General features: G+C 68.3%; 11 protein-coding genes. 4 read left to right on the plus strand and 7 right to left on the minus strand.

Going from position 1 to position 19,311, the window contains the following annotated elements; genetic code table 11:
- Positions 1-3: 3 nt before the first annotated feature.
- The 5 genes from QN245_RS15005 to QN245_RS15025 all read right to left on the minus strand — a co-directional run bounded on the left by QN245_RS15005 (position 4) and on the right by QN245_RS15025 (position 6,461).
- Positions 4-2,946: a TonB-dependent receptor gene (locus QN245_RS15005; RefSeq protein WP_317843554.1), complete on the minus strand. Its 2,943-nt coding sequence runs from the start codon at positions 2,944-2,946 to the stop codon at positions 4-6.
- Between the two features lie 137 nt (positions 2,947-3,083).
- Complete coding sequence (locus QN245_RS15010) at positions 3,084-4,124, minus strand: FecR family protein (protein ID WP_317843555.1); 1,041 nt, start codon at positions 4,122-4,124, stop codon at positions 3,084-3,086.
- Positions 4,121-4,636, minus strand: a complete 516-nt coding sequence (locus QN245_RS15015; RefSeq protein ID WP_167087375.1) for an RNA polymerase sigma factor — start codon at positions 4,634-4,636, stop codon at positions 4,121-4,123. The genes QN245_RS15010 and QN245_RS15015 overlap by 4 nt, the downstream gene beginning before the upstream one ends.
- A 161-nt stretch (positions 4,637-4,797) precedes the next feature.
- Positions 4,798-5,313, minus strand: a complete 516-nt coding sequence (locus QN245_RS15020; protein WP_167087373.1) for a hypothetical protein — start codon at positions 5,311-5,313, stop codon at positions 4,798-4,800.
- Entirely contained in the window at positions 5,313-6,461 is a 1,149-nt protein-coding gene (locus QN245_RS15025; RefSeq protein WP_317843556.1) for a hypothetical protein, read from the minus strand. Before QN245_RS15025 ends, QN245_RS15020 begins: the two co-directional genes overlap by 1 nt.
- Before the next feature lie 354 nt (positions 6,462-6,815).
- Between QN245_RS15025 and QN245_RS15030 the strand changes: the two genes are divergently transcribed.
- Positions 6,816-8,231, plus strand: coding sequence for a GGDEF domain-containing protein (locus QN245_RS15030; RefSeq protein WP_317843557.1), 1,416 nt, complete (start codon positions 6,816-6,818; stop codon positions 8,229-8,231).
- Positions 8,232-8,517: 286 nt separating this feature from the next.
- Positions 8,518-11,109 (plus strand): DNA mismatch repair protein MutS, encoded by a 2,592-nt coding sequence (mutS, locus tag QN245_RS15035; RefSeq protein ID WP_184449076.1) that lies wholly within the window; start codon positions 8,518-8,520, stop codon positions 11,107-11,109.
- Positions 11,110-11,472: 363 nt separating this feature from the next.
- On the opposite strand, the gene QN245_RS15040 is transcribed toward mutS, so the two are convergent.
- Both QN245_RS15040 and QN245_RS15045 read right to left on the minus strand, forming a co-directional pair.
- Positions 11,473-12,132, minus strand: a complete 660-nt coding sequence (locus tag QN245_RS15040) for a glutathione S-transferase family protein (protein WP_317843558.1) — start codon at positions 12,130-12,132, stop codon at positions 11,473-11,475.
- 57 nt (positions 12,133-12,189) lie between these two features.
- On the minus strand, positions 12,190-12,885 hold the full coding sequence (locus QN245_RS15045) for a helix-turn-helix transcriptional regulator (protein WP_167087363.1): 696 nt from the start codon (positions 12,883-12,885) through the stop codon (positions 12,190-12,192).
- A 352-nt stretch (positions 12,886-13,237) separates the two neighbouring features.
- On the opposite strand from QN245_RS15045, the gene QN245_RS15050 reads away from it, so the two are divergent.
- Positions 13,238-16,546, plus strand: a complete 3,309-nt coding sequence (locus tag QN245_RS15050; RefSeq protein WP_317843559.1) for an AAA family ATPase — start codon at positions 13,238-13,240, stop codon at positions 16,544-16,546.
- A gap of 244 nt (positions 16,547-16,790) precedes the next feature.
- Entirely contained in the window at positions 16,791-19,040 is a 2,250-nt protein-coding gene (katG, locus tag QN245_RS15055) for a catalase/peroxidase HPI (RefSeq protein ID WP_317843560.1), read from the plus strand.
- Positions 19,041-19,311: the final 271 nt, after the last annotated feature.

Here is a 19,311-nt window from a genome sequence, read left to right on the forward strand (position 1 = left end):
GCCTCAGTTGTAGATCACATGGAAGTAGAAGAAACGGCCGTAGTCATCGATCTCGGTGCGGAAGCGCCCGTTCGGGCCGGTGCTGTAGGTCGGCTGCGTGTTGAACAGGTTCTTTGCCTCGTACTTGAGCGTCACGTGCTTGCCGATCCTGTGGCTGAAGGCCAGGTTGAAGGTCATGTACGGGTCGTAGTACGAATCCAGCCACTGCGTATCGCCGAAGTCGACCAGCATGCGGCTGCGGTAGGTGCCGGAAAAGCGCAGTTGCGCGCTTTGCCAGGGCATGCGCCAGATCAGCGAGCCGTTCAACGACCAGTCCGGCTGGTACAGCAGGCGGTCCAGGCGGCGCTGGCTTCCGTCAGTGATGGTGTAGTTGGTCCGCCCTTGCAGGCGGGTAGCATTGAAATACATGTCCAGGTGCTGATTGCCCCAGCGCAGGTTGCGGTTGGCGACGGACAACTCGATGCCGCGCAGGGTGGACTGGTCGGTATTCATCGGCTGGGTCACCCGATAGCGGACGTCGCCGATGGTCTCGTAGGTGGTCAGGGTATAGATGTCGTCCTGGATGACCTTGTCGAACAGCGCCACCGACACCAGGCCGTTGTTGCCGTTGAAGTACAGATCCCAGGCCAGGTCGAGGTTGGTGGCGCGGCGCGGCTTGAGGCCGGCGTTGCCCTGCTGGATGGTGCAGAAGTTGCCGCCCTGCCCATCGTCGCCGCAGTTGGTCTGGGTCGCCTGGGCGATGTTGCTCGGCGTCGGCCGGCCCAGCGTGCGGCTGGCCGACGCGCGCAGGCGCTGGTCGTCGCTGAGCTTGAAGGTGGCGTTCAGCGACGGCAGCACATTGGCGTAGCCGCCCGCGTTCTTGCGCAGGTCGGCGCTGTAGGTGGCGCCGCCATCGGCGCTGAAGGGGCTATACGCGTCGAAGCGCGTGTGGTCGTAGCGCAGGCCGCCGATCAGCAGCAGCCGCTCCCACGCATAATGCGCCGAGACGTAGGCATTGCCGATGTCCTCGACGTACCGGTAGTCGCTGGTGAGGTTGGCGTTCGGGTAGGCGGCGTTGTTGTTGCCCAGCGTCGGCAGCAGCTGCTCGGTCCACAGGCGGTTGTCGATCAGCGGAAAGCCCGGCACGCTGCCGACCAGGGTCGCGCCGGGATACAGATAGCGATTGAGCGTGGCGCCGGTCTTGTAGTAGGTGAAGTCGATGTTCTGCCAGATGTCCAGGCGGCGGTACTCGGCGCCGGTGGCCAGGCCGAAGCCACGCGCGTCGGCGTCGATGTTGTGGGTGAAATCCACGCGCACATCGTCGATGCTTTCCTGCGCGTTGCGCGGAGAGATGTAGGCCTGCGCCGGATTGAGCTTGAACGCCGAGGTGGTCAGCAGGCTCGGATCGGACACGCCGACCGCGTTCGGAAAACCGTTGCCGTCGTTGGCGTAGTCGACGAACAGCCTGCTCGGATATGCGCGCACGCCCCAGTACACCTGGGTGTTGTCGAACGTCTCTTCGGTATGACCGGCGCGCAGGCTGAGCCGCGAGCGCTCGCCCACGTCCCAGTCGAACACGGCGATGGCGCCGCGGTTGCTGCGATCCCAGCGGTCGTGCCGGTTCTTGATGTAGATGCTGTTGATCTGGGTGGTGCCGCCGTCCTCGCTGGCGTTGCGGATCGGGAACTTCGGATTGGAGTACAGATCGGTCTTGTTCATCGTCGAGTTCTCGTAGAACCGGTACGAGTACAGCAGCAACGAGGCGTAGAACGGATCCTGCGACGGCTTCCACTCCAGCTTGGCCGACCCACCGAAGTTGGTGATGTAATTGGTATAGGTGCCGGTACTGAAATTGCCCGGCGCGCGCAGGCCGTTCCAGCCGGCAGCCGCCTCCGGATCGGTGGTGCCGTCGGTCAGGTACTTGCCTGCGGCGTCGAAGTAATAGTTCGATTCCACCCAGCGCTTGATGCTGTTGCGCGAGCGTTGCTCGTAGCGCGCCACCGCCACGACCCCGAATTCCTGATCGGCCCCGAACTGGTTGGAGAACACCGCCTTGGCGCTCTTGCCGAGGTGCCCCAGCGTCTTGTGGTCGCCGCCGGCGCTGCGGCCGACGTCGGTTTCGGCGGTGGAGTAGATGCCGGCGAGATCGGCGAAGACGTAGCGGCCCGAGCGATCGAAGGCGCTGCGGCTGACGATGTCGATCACCCCGCCGATGGCATCCGGCGCCTGCTCTGCACTGAAGCTCTTGTAGATGTCGGTGCGGGTGCCGATGTCGCTGGGAATGAGTTGCAGGTTGTTCATGCGCTCGCCCGAGCCGCTGCCGCCCACGCTGGCGATCGCGATCCCGTCGATGGTGGTGTAGTTGAGGTTGGGCTGCACGCCGCGCACGGTCACGTAGCGCGGCTCGCCCGCGTCCTCCACCGCGCTCACCCCCGGCGCGGCCATCAGGCTCTCGGCCAGCGTCTCGTCGCCGTAGCTGTCCATCTCGTCGTAGATCACCGAGTCCTTGATGCCCGGAGATTGCTTCTTCTGCTCGATCACCTCGTGCGCGGCGATCACGTTCACCGCATCCAGCGTCGGTGCCGCACTTTCCTGCTCGGCGCCCGGCTGCGGCGCGGCCGTCTGCGGCACATCGCGTGGCGGCGGCGCGGAATCGATCGCGATGACGTTGCCGTCCACCACCGAATAGCGCAGGCCGGTGCCTGCCAGCAGTGCCTCCAGCGCCTGCTTGACCGTCGACCCCGCCGCCACCGCGCCGCCCGTGCGCGGGGAGCCGTTGGGCGAGTACAGGAACTGCACGCCTGACTCACGCGACAGCTGCTGCAGCGCGCGGCTCAACGGTTGCGCGGCGATCGGCGTGGTGATCTTCGCGGCCAGCGCATCCGGCGTCGCGGTCTGGGCCTGGCCGAGGAAGGCGTGGGAGAGGACGATGGCCAGGGCGATCGACAGGGAGAGCGGCTTCCGCATCACGGATCCTTGAGGGAGAGAGGATGTCGACGCCGCGTCGCGGAACGACAGCGGCTTCTCCTTAAGAAAGAGCGGGCAAGCGCCGGAATGGAGAACGCGGATTCGATGAATTTTTTCTGACAACGTCCGCGGCATGCTCAGCGGCTGGAGACGCGCACCGTGTCGCCATCGCGCTGCACCACCAAGCGCGGGTCGCGCTGCAGGAAGGCTTGCAGCGCCGAGACCCGGTGCGCGTCCAGGCTGCCGGACAGGCGCGCCGATGCAGCCGCCTGGTCCGCGATCACCACCTGTACCGTGTTGTGGCGATTGAACGCCTGCGCGACCTCGTCCAGGCGTTCGTCGAGAAAGGAGATCTTGCGCTGCTGCCAGTCCAGCAGCATCGAGGCCGGCATGCTCAGCGGCCGCACCACCAGGCTGCCGTGATCGACCGTGGCCACCCGACCGGCATCCAGCCGCGCCAGGCAACGCGCATTCTCGCCATTGCTGCAGACCTCCACTGCACCGGACACCACCCCGATCCGGGTGTCCTGCAACCGGCGCGCGACGTCGAACACGGTGCCGATGTCGCGGATGTGCAGCCCGCCGACCTGCACCTGGAAGGGGCGCCGGTCCGCTGCGATGTCGAAGCTGGCCTCCCCGCGCAGCAATTCGGCGCGCCGGGCCAGCCATCCCAGCCGCACGCGCACCACGCTGTCCGCGTTGAGCCGCACCCGGCTGCCATCGGCCAGGGTGAACGCGCGCAGCTGTCCGTGCCCGGCCTGCAACAGCAGTTCCGGCGATTGCAGATGCGCCAGCAGGACGCCCAGGGCGATCGCCACGCAGGCCGCCGCCGCAATCGCCACCTGCCAGCGTCGACGCGGACGCCGGGCGGCCGGTGCGGCATCACGCGGTCCCGTGCCGGAGAACAGCGGCACGACCTTGGCGCGGGACGGATGCGCGGCGACGGCGGCTTGGCCGGCCGCCGCATCCTGCCGCCGCCGCGGGCTCATGGCCTCGCCCACTTCGCGATGCAGGCGCGAGGCGCGCAGGTATTCGCGCACATGTTCGGGCGAACGCTGCATCCACTCCAGGAACGCCAGACGCTCGGGCTCGCCCAATGGCGCCTCGCGATGACGCAGGAACCAGGCCGCCGCCTGCTCGGCCACGGTGCCGTCCATGGTGGGTGGCGTTTGGTTCATGCCTCACCCCGGATGCGCAACCTCGCCCTGCACGCCTGCAGTCCCCTGCCGATGTGCTTGCGCACCATGTGCACGGACACGTCCATCCGCGCGCTGATCTGCTGGCACTCCAGTCCGTCGCGATAGTGCAGTTCCATCATCTGGCGGGTGGCCGGCGGCAGTTGCGCGATGGTGTTGCGGATGTCGCTCCAACGCTGCCGGCGTTCGAACTCGCCCTCCACGTCCTCTTCGCTTTCGAGCACTTCGGCCAGCAGCTCGACATCCTCCAGCGGCGGCAGCGCAGCGCGCGAGCGCGCATGTTCGCGCGCCAGGTTGGCCGCCACGGTATAGAGATAGGCTTCCGGGTTGGCGACGGCCTCGGCGTTCTCGCCGGTGCTGCGCAACAGGCGCAGATAGACCTCCTGCGCAAGATCCTCGACGTCCTCGGCATGCGAGCCGCGGCGCAGGAAGAAGCCACGCAGCAGGCGCCCCCGCAGCGCATAGCTCTTTTCCCATACCCTCGCGCCACTCACGACCGCTCCAACCGCGTCCAGAGATGGAAACAGGTGATCTTCCAGGGAGAAGATGACGCCACGATTTCATCGCCAGGCCGGGCCCCGTATGACCTGGAATCCGTATGCGATGCAAGCCTCTGCCATCGCTCGGGGTTCGACGAGGCGGCGTTCGCTGTTTGTCAGGGTCCGGCGGTAGCTGGGGTGCGGCAACTGGCGTTGAGTCGCGCAACGAGTTGCATACGCGCGTCGCCGACCGCGGCGCCCAGAATCCCCATTGCATCGGACGTGGATGAGTTCCAGTTGACTCTGGCCGACTGCCCGCGCACGACGAACGCCGAGGCGCCGTGGGGCCGAATCTCGAATGCCGCCACCCCGGTGACGGTTGCGGGCAAGGCGCTCAGATAGAGCTTCTGAATGCTGATCGTCACCGATGACGCATCCGCATCGCGCGACCAGCCTACCGATCCCAGCGCCTCACGGACGCTGGCAGCGATGTCAGGGAAGGCATACGTGCGCTTACCAAGCATTCCCACCTCCGTGGTCGATCGCGCATCGACGATCTGACCCAGCCGGTAGGGGCAGCGCAGACCGGAATCGACCGTCGTCGGCAGATGCAGCACCTCCGCGCGCTCCATGCGGGCTGCGCATGCGCATAGCGACAGCAGCAGGCTGAGCGAAGCGGCGATGCGGATCATCAGGGATGGGCCGCTTGGCCTTGAGGAATCGGTTGATCCTTCGGCCTGTATGTTTCCCAGAAGGTCTTGCGCTTGCCCGGCTCCGTGGATACGGACGTCTCTGCAGGCGCCTGCACTGGGTGGGCAGGTGTGTCGACGGCGGCAGACGCGCCCACGCTCGGAACCGGTTCGCTGTGCGACGCGGCGGCGACCTGCACGATGGACGTGTCAGCGCCCGACGGAGTCGGCGCGACTGCCTGGGATGCGGCTGCTTCGACAGCAACCGCCTGGTTCGGCACGGCCACCGGCAGCGTTGCCGGCTGATAGTCGGAACGCAACCACTGGTACCCGGTGATGGCCTGAAAGCGCGTGTTGCCAGCACGCACCCACACCACGTCCCCTTCGCGCCGCTCGATGCGGCCGGACACGCTACGTCCGGCAATGTCCGATTTCCCCTTGATCTTCTGGTCCCATTGCTGGCGACCTTCTGCGGAAAAGTCGTAGACCATCATGGCAATGGCCTGGTCGATCGATTGATCGATCAGCCCGCCCATCCGCGCTGCTCCCAGATCGAGCCAAGGCCTGCTTTCGCCTGGGGCGGGCAACTGGAAACTGGAGCGAACAGCATAAGGACGCGAGAACAGAAACCTGGTCTTGACCGTTCCGTTCTTTATCTGGCGATCTTCGATCGTCACATTGAGCAGAACATAGGCCGTGCCCATCGCATCGCCCATGGCGTACCGCGGCCTGATGACCAAGACATGCTTCGGCATGCCATCCAGGTCCTGCCGTGCCTCCCAAGGCGCATGAACGACCGTGATCACAGGGCGATCGGCGATTCCCGAGCCAGGCAGCCGGCGTTGCAGGGACCGCATCAACGGCGTTTCGAAATCGTAGCCGACCATCATGTTGCGCAACGGCAGCACGGTAGCTTCGGCAGTCTTGTTCTTCGCGTTCTGCACGGCAGTTCCGATCAGGGCACCGACCAGCCCGAACTGCATCCCCATCTCCATCGCGGTTGACGAGACATCGATCGCCAGTTCCTGCTGGGTGAGTTGCACCTCGACCGGCATGTCGGACGCCAATGGCAACGGCAACGCATTGTCGCGGGCCATCGAAGACGCACAGAAAACGCTCAGCCCTAAGGCCAAGCACAGTCGCTTGAACATCGTTATCCCCCTGAGTCGGCACCGGCCAGCCGGCGGCGTGCCCGCCAGCCTCCCCGATTCGGCAGTCTAGCCACGCCACCTGGGTTGAGTAAAGGCGAGCGATCGCGCACCTCGATGCCCAGCATCCCGTGACAGGCAATGGCGGCGACGGTCGGCGCATGGGTGCGATCAAGTCATGGGCGCTATCAAGAACAGGCGCGACGCGCCGACAACATACGAATGGGCCAACCGATGGCGCATTCCGCGCAACAACGTCGACATCGGCCTTGTAATGATCGCGACACCATTACTCTTTCAGCACTTTAGCAACGGGTCGCCGGCATGGCCGCGGTACGCTCAACCCCGGACGGAACGATGGGCATGCTGGGCCGGTATCTCTTCTATTTTTTCGCCTGCGCGCTGATCAACTATCTCGCGCTGCTGGAACAGAGCGCAGTTGGCCTGATCTTCTTCTGGCCCGGCAATGCCCTGGGCGCGCTGCTCGCGCTGCACTGGCGCAGCCGCGACCGCCGCGGGGCTCCCCTGCGGCATGGCGCATTCTTGCTGCTGTTCTTTGCCGGCCATTATGCGACCTCGCTGCTGGTGCCGCAGCCGATGACGCCGCAGCAGCAATTCTGGGCATGTCTGTTCGATACGCTGCATGTCGCCTCCTACGGTATTGCGATGCGGCTCGTGGTGCGGCACCGGCACTGGTTCGCGCCCTACCGTCGCACCGCCCTGCTGATCGCGCCGGTGCTTCTGTCGGTCCTTGCCTCGGGAGCGTGCGTCGGGCTGCTTCTCAACCGCCTGGTTCCCCTCGGCACGACCGGTTTCGTCGTCATCGACTGGATCAGCGAACAGTTCCTCACCTGCCTGGTGGTCACCCTGATCTTCCATGGCGGCGTGCGGAGCAACTGGAGCGCCGAACGGCGGCGCCACGACCGCCCCGCGATCCTGCTGATCGCCGCGCTGGTGCTGGCGCAACTCATGCTGACCTTCAGCCCCTGGCTGACGATCACCTCGATCGCCGCCATTCCTGCCCTCGTCGCACTGGCACGGTTCGACTTCAAGGGCACCGTGCTGGTGACCGGACTGTGCATGACCCTGCCAACGCTGTCGCGCGTGCACTTCTACGTGGTCACCAACAACTACCAGAAGAGCGCCAACTTCTACCAGGAGATCTTCGCGCACCGGATCGAATTCGCCATCGTGGCGATCCTGGTGGTGTTCATGGCGGAACTGCTGGGTCAGAAGCACCGCCTGCTGGTGAAGACCACCTACCAGGCCGAGACCGATCGCCTGACCCGCCTGTACAACCGCGCCTTCATGGTCAAGGCCATCGATCGACTGCCGCCGGGGAGCAGGCTCGGACTCGCGGTCCTGGATATCGACGATTTCAAGAAGATCAACGACACCTACGGCCATGCCGTCGGCGATCGCATCCTGCTGATGGTATCGGCGGTCCTGCAACGCAGCGCGCACGCCACCGGCATCGCGGCGCGATGGGGCGGCGAGGAGTTCCTGATCGCGCTACCCGACATCTCGATGGACGACTTCCTCGTCGCCTGCGACCGCCTGGTCGCCGATGTCCGCAGCCAGCCGGACGAGCGCAGCAGCGGCCTCCCGCAAGTGACCATCAGCCTCGGCGGTGTCCACATCGAGCGCTTCGAGCGCGCCGCCTTCGAACACGCGTTCTCCGCCGCCGATGCACAACTGTACCAGGCCAAGCGCGAGGGCAAGGACCGCGCCCGCTTGCTGCGCATGCAGCAGGTGCCTGCTCTCGGCGGCTGAACCGGCAGCACGCGCGGCACGACCCGTCGCCCGTCCTGCTCTACGCGCGGTCGCCGCGCATGCAGCGGCTCACATGGGCCGCCAATCGGCGCGACGGCTCCATCGCCCATGCCCACGGTGCCCCGATCGCACGGCACCGGCGCTCCGGCCTCGCGACCCACCCGACCAGCCGCAACCCCAATCCACTAAACTTGCCTCCCCCACGGGCGGCCCGCCGCCCCATGCCCTGTCGCACCGGCGGCGCGCGCCATGCGCCCGCCGCCCCGCACATCCGCACGAAGGCGCCATGACCTCCGAGAAAGTCCCCGAACACACCCCGCTCATGAAGCAGTTCTTCGCCGCCAAGTCCGAGTACCCGGACCTGCTGCTGTTTTTCCGCATGGGCGATTTCTACGAACTGTTCTACGACGACGCGCGCAAGGCCGCGCGGCTGCTGGACATCACCCTGACCCAGCGCGGCAGTTCCGGCGGCGCGCCGATTCCGATGGCCGGGGTGCCGGTGCATGCCTACGAGGGCTATCTGGCGCGGCTGGTGGCGCTGGGCGAGTCGGTGGCGATCTGCGAGCAGATCGGCGATCCGGCGCTGGCCAAGGGCCTGGTCGAGCGCAAGGTGGTGCGCATCGTCACCCCGGGCACGGTGACCGACGAGGCCTTGCTGGACGAGCGCCGCGACACTTTGCTGATGGCCATCGCGCGCACCAAGCAGGGTTACGGCCTGGCCTGGGCCGACCTGGCCGGCGGCCGTTTCCTGGTCAACGAGGTGGACAGCGAGGACGCGCTGGAAGCCGAACTGGCGCGACTGGAGCCGGCCGAGCTGCTGGTGCCCGACGAGGACCAATGGCCGGAATTCCTGCGCGAGCGCCGCGGCGTGCGACGCCGTCCGCCGTGGCTGTTCGACGCCGACAGCGGCCGCCGCCAGTTGCTGGCGTTCTTCCAGCTGCACGATCTGAGCGGCTTCGGCATCGACGACAAGCCGCGCGCCACCGCCGCCGCTGGCGCCCTGCTCGGCTACGTGGAGGAAACCCAGAAGCAACGTCTGCCGCACCTGACCGCGATCGCGATGGAGACCGCCAGCGAGGCGATCGCGATGAACGCGGCCACGCGTCGTCATCTTGAATTGGACACGCGGGTCGACGGCGACACCCGCAACACCCTGCTCGGCGTGCTCGACAGCACGGTCACGCCGATGGGCGGGCGCCTGCTGCGGCGCTGGCTGCACCGTCCGCTGCGCCTGCGCGAGGTGCTGGTGCAGCGTCACCACGCGGTCGGCACGTTGATCGACCGCGGCGCCGATGCCGACCTGCGCGAGGCGTTCCGCGCGCTCGGCGACGTCGAGCGCATCCTCACCCGCGTCGCCCTGCGCTCGGCGCGTCCGCGTGACTTCTCCACCCTGCGCGACGGCCTGGGCCTGCTGCCGAAGGTGCGCGCGATCCTGGCGCCGCTGGATTCGCCGCGGCTGGCGGCACTGGCGGCGGAGCTGGGCCAGCACGACGAGATCGCGCACCTGCTGGCGTCGGCGATCGCCGAACAGCCGCCGCTCAAGCTCAACGACGGCGGCGTCATCGCCGCCGACTACGACGCCGAGCTGGACGAACTGCGCCGGCTCAGCACCCACGCCGACCAGTTCCTGATCGATCTGGAAGCGCGCGAGCGCGCCAGCAGCGGCATCGCCACGCTGAAGGTCGGCTACAACCGCGTGCACGGCTACTACATCGAGATCAGCAAGGGCCAGGCCGACAAGGCGCCGGTGCACTACAGCCGGCGCCAGACGCTGACCAACGCCGAGCGCTACATCACCGAGGAGCTGAAGAACTTCGAGGACAAGGTGCTGTCGGCGCGCGAGCGTGCGCTGTCGCGCGAGAAGCTGCTCTACGAAGGCCTGCTCGACACGCTGGGCGAGCGTCTGGAGCCGCTCAAGCGTGCCGCCGCCGCGCTCAGCGAACTGGACGTGCTGGCCGGCTTCGCCGAACGCGCACAGGCACTGGACTGGACCCAGCCGGAGCTGGACAGCGGTGCCTGCCTGCGCATCGAACGCGGCCGCCACCCGGTGGTGGAAGCGGTGCGCGAGCAACCGTTCGAGCCGAACGATCTGGATCTTCATCCGGACCGACGCATGCTGGTGATCACCGGCCCGAACATGGGCGGTAAATCGACCTACATGCGCCAGAACGCGTTGATCGTGCTGCTCGCGCACATCGGCAGCTATGTGCCGGCGCGGCGTGCGGTGATCGGCCCGATCGACCGCATCCTCACCCGCATCGGCGCCGGCGACGACCTGGCCCGCGGCCAGTCCACCTTCATGGTCGAGATGGCCGAGACCAGCTACATCCTGCACCACGCCACCGCGCAATCGCTGGTGCTGATGGACGAGATCGGCCGCGGCACTTCCACCTACGACGGCCTGGCCCTGGCCGATGCGGTGGCGCGCCATCTCGCCCACCACAACCGCTGCTACACGCTGTTCGCCACGCACTATTTCGAGCTGACCGCATTGGCCGACGAATCGGTCGAAGGCGGCCCCAGCGGCATCGCCAACGTGCACCTGGACGCGGTCGAGCACGGCGACCGCCTGGTGTTCATGCACGCGGTCAAGGACGGTCCGGCCAACCGCAGCTTCGGCCTGCAGGTCGCGGCGCTGGCCGGCCTGCCCAAGACCACCGTGGCGCAGGCGCGGCGGCGCCTGGCGGAGCTGGAGCAACGCGGCGGCGAGAGCCATGCCTCGCAGATGGCGCCGCAGGCCCTGGACGCGCCGCAGCAGTTCGGCCTGTTCGCGGCCACGCCCTCCGCAGCACAGGAAGCGCTGGCCGCGCTGGATCCGGACGAACTCACGCCCAAGCAGGCGCTGGAAGCGCTGTACCGGCTCAAGTCGCTGCTGTAGGGCGGCGTGCGATAGCCCCTCTCACATCGGGAGAGGGGTTGGGGTGAGGGTACGGGGCGCGCAGCGCGTGCACTGATCTGGCAATGCGAGGCTGTGCCCGTACCCTCATCCGCCCCTGCGGGGCACCTTCCCCCGACGGGAGAAGGGAACAGCCGAGCCCCTCTCCCACCGGGAGAGGGGTTGGGGTGAGGGTACGGGGCGCGCAGCGCCTGCACTGATCTGGCAATGCGAGGCTGTGCCCGTACCCTCATCCGCCCCTGCGGGGCACCTTCTCCCGGAGGGAGAAGGGAAGCGCCGAGCCCCTCTCCCACCGGGAGAGGGGTTGCCGCACGGCACACCCAACCGCCAGTCCTCCACATCCCGCTAGGCGCTCGCCGGCACGGCGTTCGGGCGCGGCATGAACGGATTCGGATGCGCGGCCAGCAACGCATCGTCGATGGCCGCGGCACGCTGCGCCGCCGGCCGTGCCATGTGCCGCTGCACGAACGCGACGAACGCCGGCCGCGCCTGCAGCACGCCGATGCGCGTGTAGAAGCCAAGGAACGCGGCGGCATACAGGTCGACCGCACTGAAGCGGTCGCCGGCCAGGTGCTCGCGACCGGCGACGCCCTGCTCCAGCATGTCCAGCAGATCCTCGCCGTGGCCGTAGCCCGCACTGTGCGCCGGCGCCAGGGTGCCGTGCTGCCTGGCGGTGAGAAACGCCTCGGCCGGCCCGGCCAGCAGGAACAGCCAGCGGTAGTACTCGCCCCGCGCCGGCGATCCCAGCGGCGGCGCCAGTTGCCGCTCCGGCACCAGGTCGGCCAGGTAGGCGCAGATCGCCGCGTTCTCGGTGACGGTGGTGGTGCCGTGGACCAGCGCCGGCACCTTGCCCATCGGGTTGATCGCCAGATAGTCGGGCGACTTCATGCCGGTGCCGTAGTCGAGGATCTGCGCGCGGTACGCCAGGCCGGTTTCTTCGAGCATCCAGCGCGCGATGCGACCGCGCGACATGGGGTGGGTGTAGAGCACAAGATCGTGGGACATGGTCGGACTCCGTGGTGGACGCCACGCAGTCTGCGCGCGCCCTGCTGACACCTGCTGTCAGGAGCCGACGCCGTGTCCGGTGGCGGCGCGCCAGCGCCGGATCAGCAGATGCCGCCGCGTCGGATAGCGTTCGCCGTCGTCGTGCAGCGCCAGCACCCGGTCGGCGCGGAAATGACGGAAGTCGCCGCGCAGTTCGCACCACGCCGCAATCATGCCGAAGCCGCCCAGGAAGGCCATCGCGAACGGCCAGATGCGCCGTTGCGAGGCGACGCCGCCGGCATCGGCGTAGTCCATGTGCAACACATGCTCCAGGCGGATGCCACGACGCAGGACCGGCAACCACGGCGCCGCCGGCTGCGCGGGCGGGGCCGCGGGCACCAGCAACCCGCTGGTCTCCAGCGCCAGCCGCAACGGCGCCGGCAGCGACGCCCCGATCCGGGTGATGGCGCGCTGCGCCGCCTGCGCCAGTTCCGGATCGGCCTGGCTCGCCACCCAGCGCGCGCCCAGGGTCAGCGCCTCCAGCTCGTCCTCGCTGAAGTTCAGCTCCGGCAGCAGGAAGCCCGGGCGCAACACGTAGCCCACGCCCGGGTCGCCGAGGATGTCGGCGCCCTGCCCGCGCAGGCTGGCGATGTCGCGATACAGCGTGCGCAGGCTCACCCCCAGGTCGGCGGCGAGCTGCGCCCCGGCCACGGGCCGGCGGCGCCCGCGCAGGGCGTCGAGCAGGCGCAACAGACGGGTGGCGCGTTGGGTCATCGCGACAGGATAGTGGGCAGGCGCCGCCAACGGGAGGCACTGTTGCGTCAGGCATCGCCCGCCTGTCGCTGCATTCCGATCGGTGTCGCACGGCGCAGCGACGCTGTCGCCTGGAGGAAACAGGGACTTCTATACTCGACGGCGAACGCGCCGCCCCGCTCCGTCGCAAACGGAGCCGCGGACACCAGCACACGCCGCACGCGTCCGCGACGGCTACATCCAACGAGGGAACGCATGCAGCCACGCTCGCGAACGTCGTCACGCCCCCCGGTCCGCTGCGCCACCGCAGGTGCCATGCAGGCGCCGCATCCGCGCAGCGGCCGTCGCGGCACCCAGGCCTGAGGCGACGATGATGGAATTCGCCCTTTTTGCCATCGGCGTGGTCGTCGGCGCGGTGCTGTTGCATCTGGCTCGCCCTCTCGGGCGCAGCGCCTCCGCGCAACGGCCTGCACCGGCCACCGACGCTGACGACCACTACCACGCCGCGCCCGAGGTAACGCAGGAGACCCCGGCGCAGCATCTGCAGCGGCTGCGGCAGCAGGTGGAAGCACAGGACGAGCAGATCCACAGCCCGGCCGATCTGGCACAGATTCCGCAGTTCCAGCAAGGCGTGGCGCTGCTGGCGGGCGCGGAGTTCTCCCATGAGGAGCTGGTCGAGGCGCTGGGCAGCCCAGGCTACGTGCTGCCGTGCATGGCAGCGCAGGCCTTGGCGCAACGCCGCCACACGGATGCGGACGCGGTCCTGGACGTGCTCCCGCACCTAGGCTCGTATCCACTGAGCTTCCTGTTCGACTACCTGCAGCGCCTGCCGGATGCCGACCATCTGCACGCGCTGCTGCGCCACGCACGCGACTGGTGGTGGAACGTCGTCCCGTTCCGGCAACGCCTGCGCGCGTATCTGCAGTGGGCCGCGAGCAAAGCCCCGGCGGACCGCCCGGTGGATTTCGACGAACTCGATGATGCAGCGCTGACCGCACTTGGCGACACCCTCGCGCAGTTCAAGGAACCGGTGCTGGAGCCGTTCCTGCAGCGCCTGCACGACGCACGCAAGCAGCGTCGCGAGCAGCGCGTGCTCGGCGCCTTCGGCCGTGTCGTCGCCGCGGTGCCGGCGCGCCTGCGCCTGCGCCACCCGGGGCTGGACGCGGCCTTGCAGCGTGCCTACGAGCACGTGGTGACCACGCCCCCGCAGCCGGTCCTGCTGGTCGGCGAACACGGCGTGGGCAAGAGCGTGCTGATCGACCTGCTCAGCGAACGCCTGCTCGGCGAAGGCTGGCGTGTGTTCGAGGCCTCCGCCGCGGAGATCCTGGCGGGGCAGAGCTACATCGGCGAACTGGAGGGGCGCATCCGCGAGATGCTGGCGGTCCTGCATCGCGAGCGCGCCCTGTGGCGCGCGCCGGACTTCTACGACCTGCTGCACAAGGGCGCGCATTCGCGCGATCCGCGCGGCATCCTCGATCTGGTGCTGCCGGCGCTGGAGCGCGGTGAGCTGCGCCTGATCGGCGAGATCACGCCGCGGCAACTGGCGCAATTGCAGGTGGCGCGGCCGACCACGCGCTCGCGCTTCGAAGTGGTGACGCTGGAACCGGCCGCGTCCACCGCGCTGGCGCAGATCGGCGCACAGTGGGCGCAGGCCCAGGCGCAGGCGCTGCAGACCGAGGTGATCGACGCACGGGCCCTGGCCGAAGCCGAACGCCTGGCCGCGCAGTACTTCCCCGATCAGCACGAACCCGGCCGCCTGCTGCAACTGCTCGACGAGACCCTGCAGTCCGCGAAGGACGGCGACGACGCTCGCCTGCCGCTGGACGACGATGCCCTGCTGCAGGCGGTGGCCAGGCGCAGCGGGCTGCCGCTGGAGGTGATCGATGATCGCCAACGGCTGGAACTGGAGACGCTGCGCCGTTTCTTCCGCAAGCGCGTGCTGGGCCAGGACGAGGCGGTGGAGACCCTGCTCGACCGCATCGCCATGCTCAAGGCCGGGCTGATCGACAGCCGCCGCCCGATCGGCGTGTTCCTGTTCGCCGGTCCGACCGGCACCGGCAAGACCGAATTGGCCAAGGCACTGGGCGAACTGCTGTTCGGCACTCCCGAGCGCCTGCTGCGCCTGGACATGAGCGAGTTCCAGGGCGAGGACGCGCTGTATCGGCTCACCGGCGACGACAGCGCCGGGCAGCGCACGCTGATCGCTCGCATCCGCGAGCAGCCGTTCTCGGTGGTGCTGCTGGACGAGTTCGAAAAGGCCCACCCCAAGGTCTGGGACCTGTTCCTGCAGGTGTTCGACGACGCCCGCCTGAGCGACCGCAACGGCAACACCGCCGACTTCCGCCACAGCATCATCATTCTCACCAGCAACGTCGGCGCCACGCTGGCCCGCGGCGCCGGCCCCGGCTTCGCCACCGTCGCCGGCGGCTACTCGCGCAACGCGGTGGAAAAGGCGGTGTACGAGACGTTCCGCCGCGAGTTCGTCAACCGGCTCGACAAAGTGGTGCTGTTCAACCCGCTGGATCGGGCGCTGATGCGCGAGATCCTGCACAAGGAACTGGATCGCACGCTGACCCGGCGCGGTCTGCGCAATCGCGCCTGGGCGGTGGAATGGGAGCCGTCGGCGATCGAGTTCCTGCTCGACCGCGGCTTCACCCCGGACCTGGGCGCTCGGCCGCTGCGCCGCGCGATCGAACAGCATCTGCTCGCGCCCCTGGCACGGAGCATCGTCGAGCAACGCGCACCCGAGGGCGACCAGTTCCTGTTCGTGCGCGGCGCCAGCGACCGCCTCGACGTGCGCTTCATCGCACCGGACGCGCCGCCGACGCCGGAGCCCCTGCCCGCCGCGGTCGACCCCGCCGCGCCGACGGATCTGCGCGACCTGGTGTATGCGCCCAACGCGGACAACGCGGTCCTGCCGCGCCTGGATGCGGCCTTGCATCGTCTGCAGGAATCGCATGCCACGCCGGCCTGGCGGCAGGCGCGCGAGGCCGACTTCGCCGCCATGGGCGAGCGCGATTTCTGGTCGCAATCCGGCCGCTTCCAGGTGCTGGACCGGATCGAGCGCCGCGACCGCATCGAAAGCGCGCTGGCCACCGCCGTGCGCCTGCGCGCGCGGCTGGACGGCGGCGCCCAACGCGACGGCGAGTTCGTGGCGCGGCTGACGCAGTTGCTGTGGCTGCTGCACCTGGCCAGCACCGCGCTGCAGGAGCAACGCCCGCAGGATGCGCTGCTGGACCTGCGCATCGGTGCCAGCGAGCTGCACCGGCATCCGGCCGAAGCGCGGCAGTGGTGGCAACGTCTGCTGCAGATGTATCTGGCCTGGGCCGAGCAGCGCAACATGCGGGTGGACGTGCTGGCACAGGATCCGCAGCAAGGTCGCGCCTGGCTGGCCATCGCCGGCTTCGGGGCACTGGCGTTGCTGGACGCGGAAGCCGGCCTGCACGTGCAGGAACAGGAGGTCGACGAACCTACCCTGCGCCGGCTCGCGGTGCAGGTGCGGGTCGCCCCGGACCTGCCCGGGCAGGCACGGCGCGCACCCATCGGCGAGGACGAACTGCGGGTGTGCCGACGCTATCGGATCGCGCCTTCGCCGCTGGTGCGCGACAGCGTCCGCGGCTGGCGCAGCGGACGCCTGGAACGGGTGCTGGGCGGCGATTTCGACGTGATGCCGGTGGACTGAGTCCTGTCAGGGACGGGCACAGCATGCGGGCCACTGCAGGGACCGCCGGCCGGCGCGCGACGCGCGCGACCACACCGCGCATCGCCATCGATGCGATAGCCAGCCCCTATCGATTGATTAGAATAATTCGAATTCTATATATCGCCGCTTACGCCTATCGTGTCTCCAGTTTCACCGTATCGCCGCCGTATGATCGCGGCGCCGAGCCACCCCATATCGTCCCTCGAGATCAAGGCAGCCTCCCATGACCAGCGAATCGAAATGCCCGTTCCACCAGGCTGCCAGCGGCAGCGGCACCAGCAATCACGACTGGTGGCCCAAGCAGTTGCGCGTGGACCTGCTCAACCAGCATTCGGCCCGCTCCAACCCGCTGGACCCGCAGTTCGATTACGCCAAGGCGTTCCAGCAACTCGATCTGGAAGCGCTCAAGCGCGACCTGCACGCGCTGATGACCGACTCGCAGGACTGGTGGCCGGCCGACTTCGGCCACTACGGCCCGCTGTTCGTGCGCATGGCCTGGCATAGCGCCGGCACCTACCGCACCGGCGACGGCCGCGGCGGCGGCGGCCGCGGGCAGCAGCGCTTCGCCCCGCTCAACAGCTGGCCGGACAACGTCAGCCTGGACAAGGCGCGGCGCCTGCTGTGGCCGATCAAGCAGAAGTACGGCCAGGCCATCTCCTGGGCCGACCTGCTGATCCTCACCGGCAACGTCGCGCTGGAATCGATGGGCTTCAAGACCTTCGGCTTCGCCGGCGGCCGCGCCGACACCTGGGAGCCGGATCAGGACGTGTACTGGGGCCGCGAGACCAAGTGGCTCGGCGGCGACGACCGCTATGCGCACGGCTCGCCGGGCGTGGACGAAGCGCACGGCGTACTGGTGAAGGACGACGACAGCGAAGTGCGCCACACCCGCGACCTGGAGAACCCGCTGGCCGCAGTGCAGATGGGCCTGATCTACGTCAATCCGGAAGGCCCGGACGGCAATCCCGACCCGCTGCTGGCAGCCAAGGACATTCGCGACACCTTCGGCCGCATGGCCATGAACGACGAAGAGACCGTGGCGCTGATCGCCGGCGGCCACACCTTCGGCAAGACCCACGGCGCCGGCCCGGCCGACCACGTCGGTGCCGAGCCGGAAGCGGCCGACCTGGAAAGCCAGGGCCTGGGCTGGTCCAACAGCTTTGGCAGCGGCAAGGGCGGCGACACCATCACCAGCGGCCTGGAAGTCACCTGGACCACCAAGCCGGCGCAGTGGACCAACGAATTCTTCGAGCACCTGTTCAAGTTCGAGTGGGAACTGAGCAAGAGCCCGGCCGGCGCGCACCAGTGGGTGGCCAAGAACGCCGAGGCGGTGATTCCGGACGCGCACGATCCGTCGAAGAAGCACCTGCCGACCATGCTCACCACCGACCTGGCGCTGCGCTTCGACCCGGCCTACGAGAAGATCTCGCGCCGCTTCCTGGAGAACCCGCAGCAGTTCGCCGACGCCTTCGCCCGCGCCTGGTTCAAGCTGACCCATCGCGACATGGGCCCGCGCGCGCGCTATCTCGGCCCGGACGTGCCGGCCGAAGAACTGCTGTGGCAGGATCCGATCCCGGCCGTGGACCATCCGCTGGTCGACGCGCAGGACATCGCCGCGCTCAAGAAGACCCTGCTCGATTCCGGACTGAGCGTGGCGCAACTGGTGTCCACCGCCTGGGCGTCGGCGTCCACCTTCCGCGGTTCGGACATGCGCGGCGGCGCCAATGGCGCGCGTATCCGCCTGGCCCCGCAGAAGGATTGGGAGGTCAACCAGCCGACGCAACTGGCACAGGTGCTGGCCACGCTGGAGCGCATCCAGGCGCAGTTCAACGGCGCGCAGAGCGGCGGCAAGAAGATCTCGCTGGCCGACCTGATAGTGCTCGGCGGCGCCGCCGCGGTGGAACAGGCGGCCAAGCTGGCCGGGCAGACCGTCGAGGTGCCGTTCGTGCCGGGTCGCATGGATGCCTCGCAGGAACAGACCGACGTGGAATCGTTCGCGGTGCTGGAACCGATCGCCGACGGCTTCCGCAACTATGCCAAGCGCCGTTACGCGCTGTCGGCCGAAGCGCTGCTGATCGACAAGGCACAGTTGCTGACCCTGACCGCGCCGGAGATGGCCGTGCTGGTCGGCGGCCTGCGCGTGCTCGGCGCCACCAGTGGTCAGTCCGCGCATGGCGTGTTCACCGATCGCCCGGGCGTGCTCAGCAACGACTTCTTCGCCAACCTGCTGGACATGGGCACCGAGTGGAAGGCGACCTCGGAGATGAAGGACGTCTACGAAGGCCGCGACCGCAAGAACGGCGCCGTGAAGTGGACCGGCACCCGCGCCGATCTGGTGTTCGGTTCCAACTCGGTGCTGCGCGCAGTGGCCGAGGTCTACGCCAGTGCCGACGCGCAGAAAAAGTTCGTGCGCGACTTCGTGGCCGCCTGGACGAAGGTGATGCAGCTGGACCGCTTCGACCTGGCTGCCTGAAGACCGTAGCGCACGCCACGACAACGCCCCGCTCGCCGGGGCGTTGTCGTGCGTGTGGATGGCAACCGCCATGCGCCGAACGTGTGGCAGAGACGACAGGATGGTCGCGCGACGTCTCAGCGCGACGCGGCTGAAGCCGCTCCGACAGCCAAGCCGACCAGGCCGAGCGCAACCGCTCGGTGTGGCAGGGACTTCGGTCCCGACTGCTGGACGGGCCAGGCAATCTCCCGCCTTCGGTCGTCGCCACTGAAGTCGCTCGCACAGGACGCGC

The sequence above is a fragment of the Xanthomonas rydalmerensis genome (genome assembly GCF_033170385.1).
GTDB lineage: Bacteria > Pseudomonadota > Gammaproteobacteria > Xanthomonadales > Xanthomonadaceae > Xanthomonas_A > Xanthomonas_A rydalmerensis.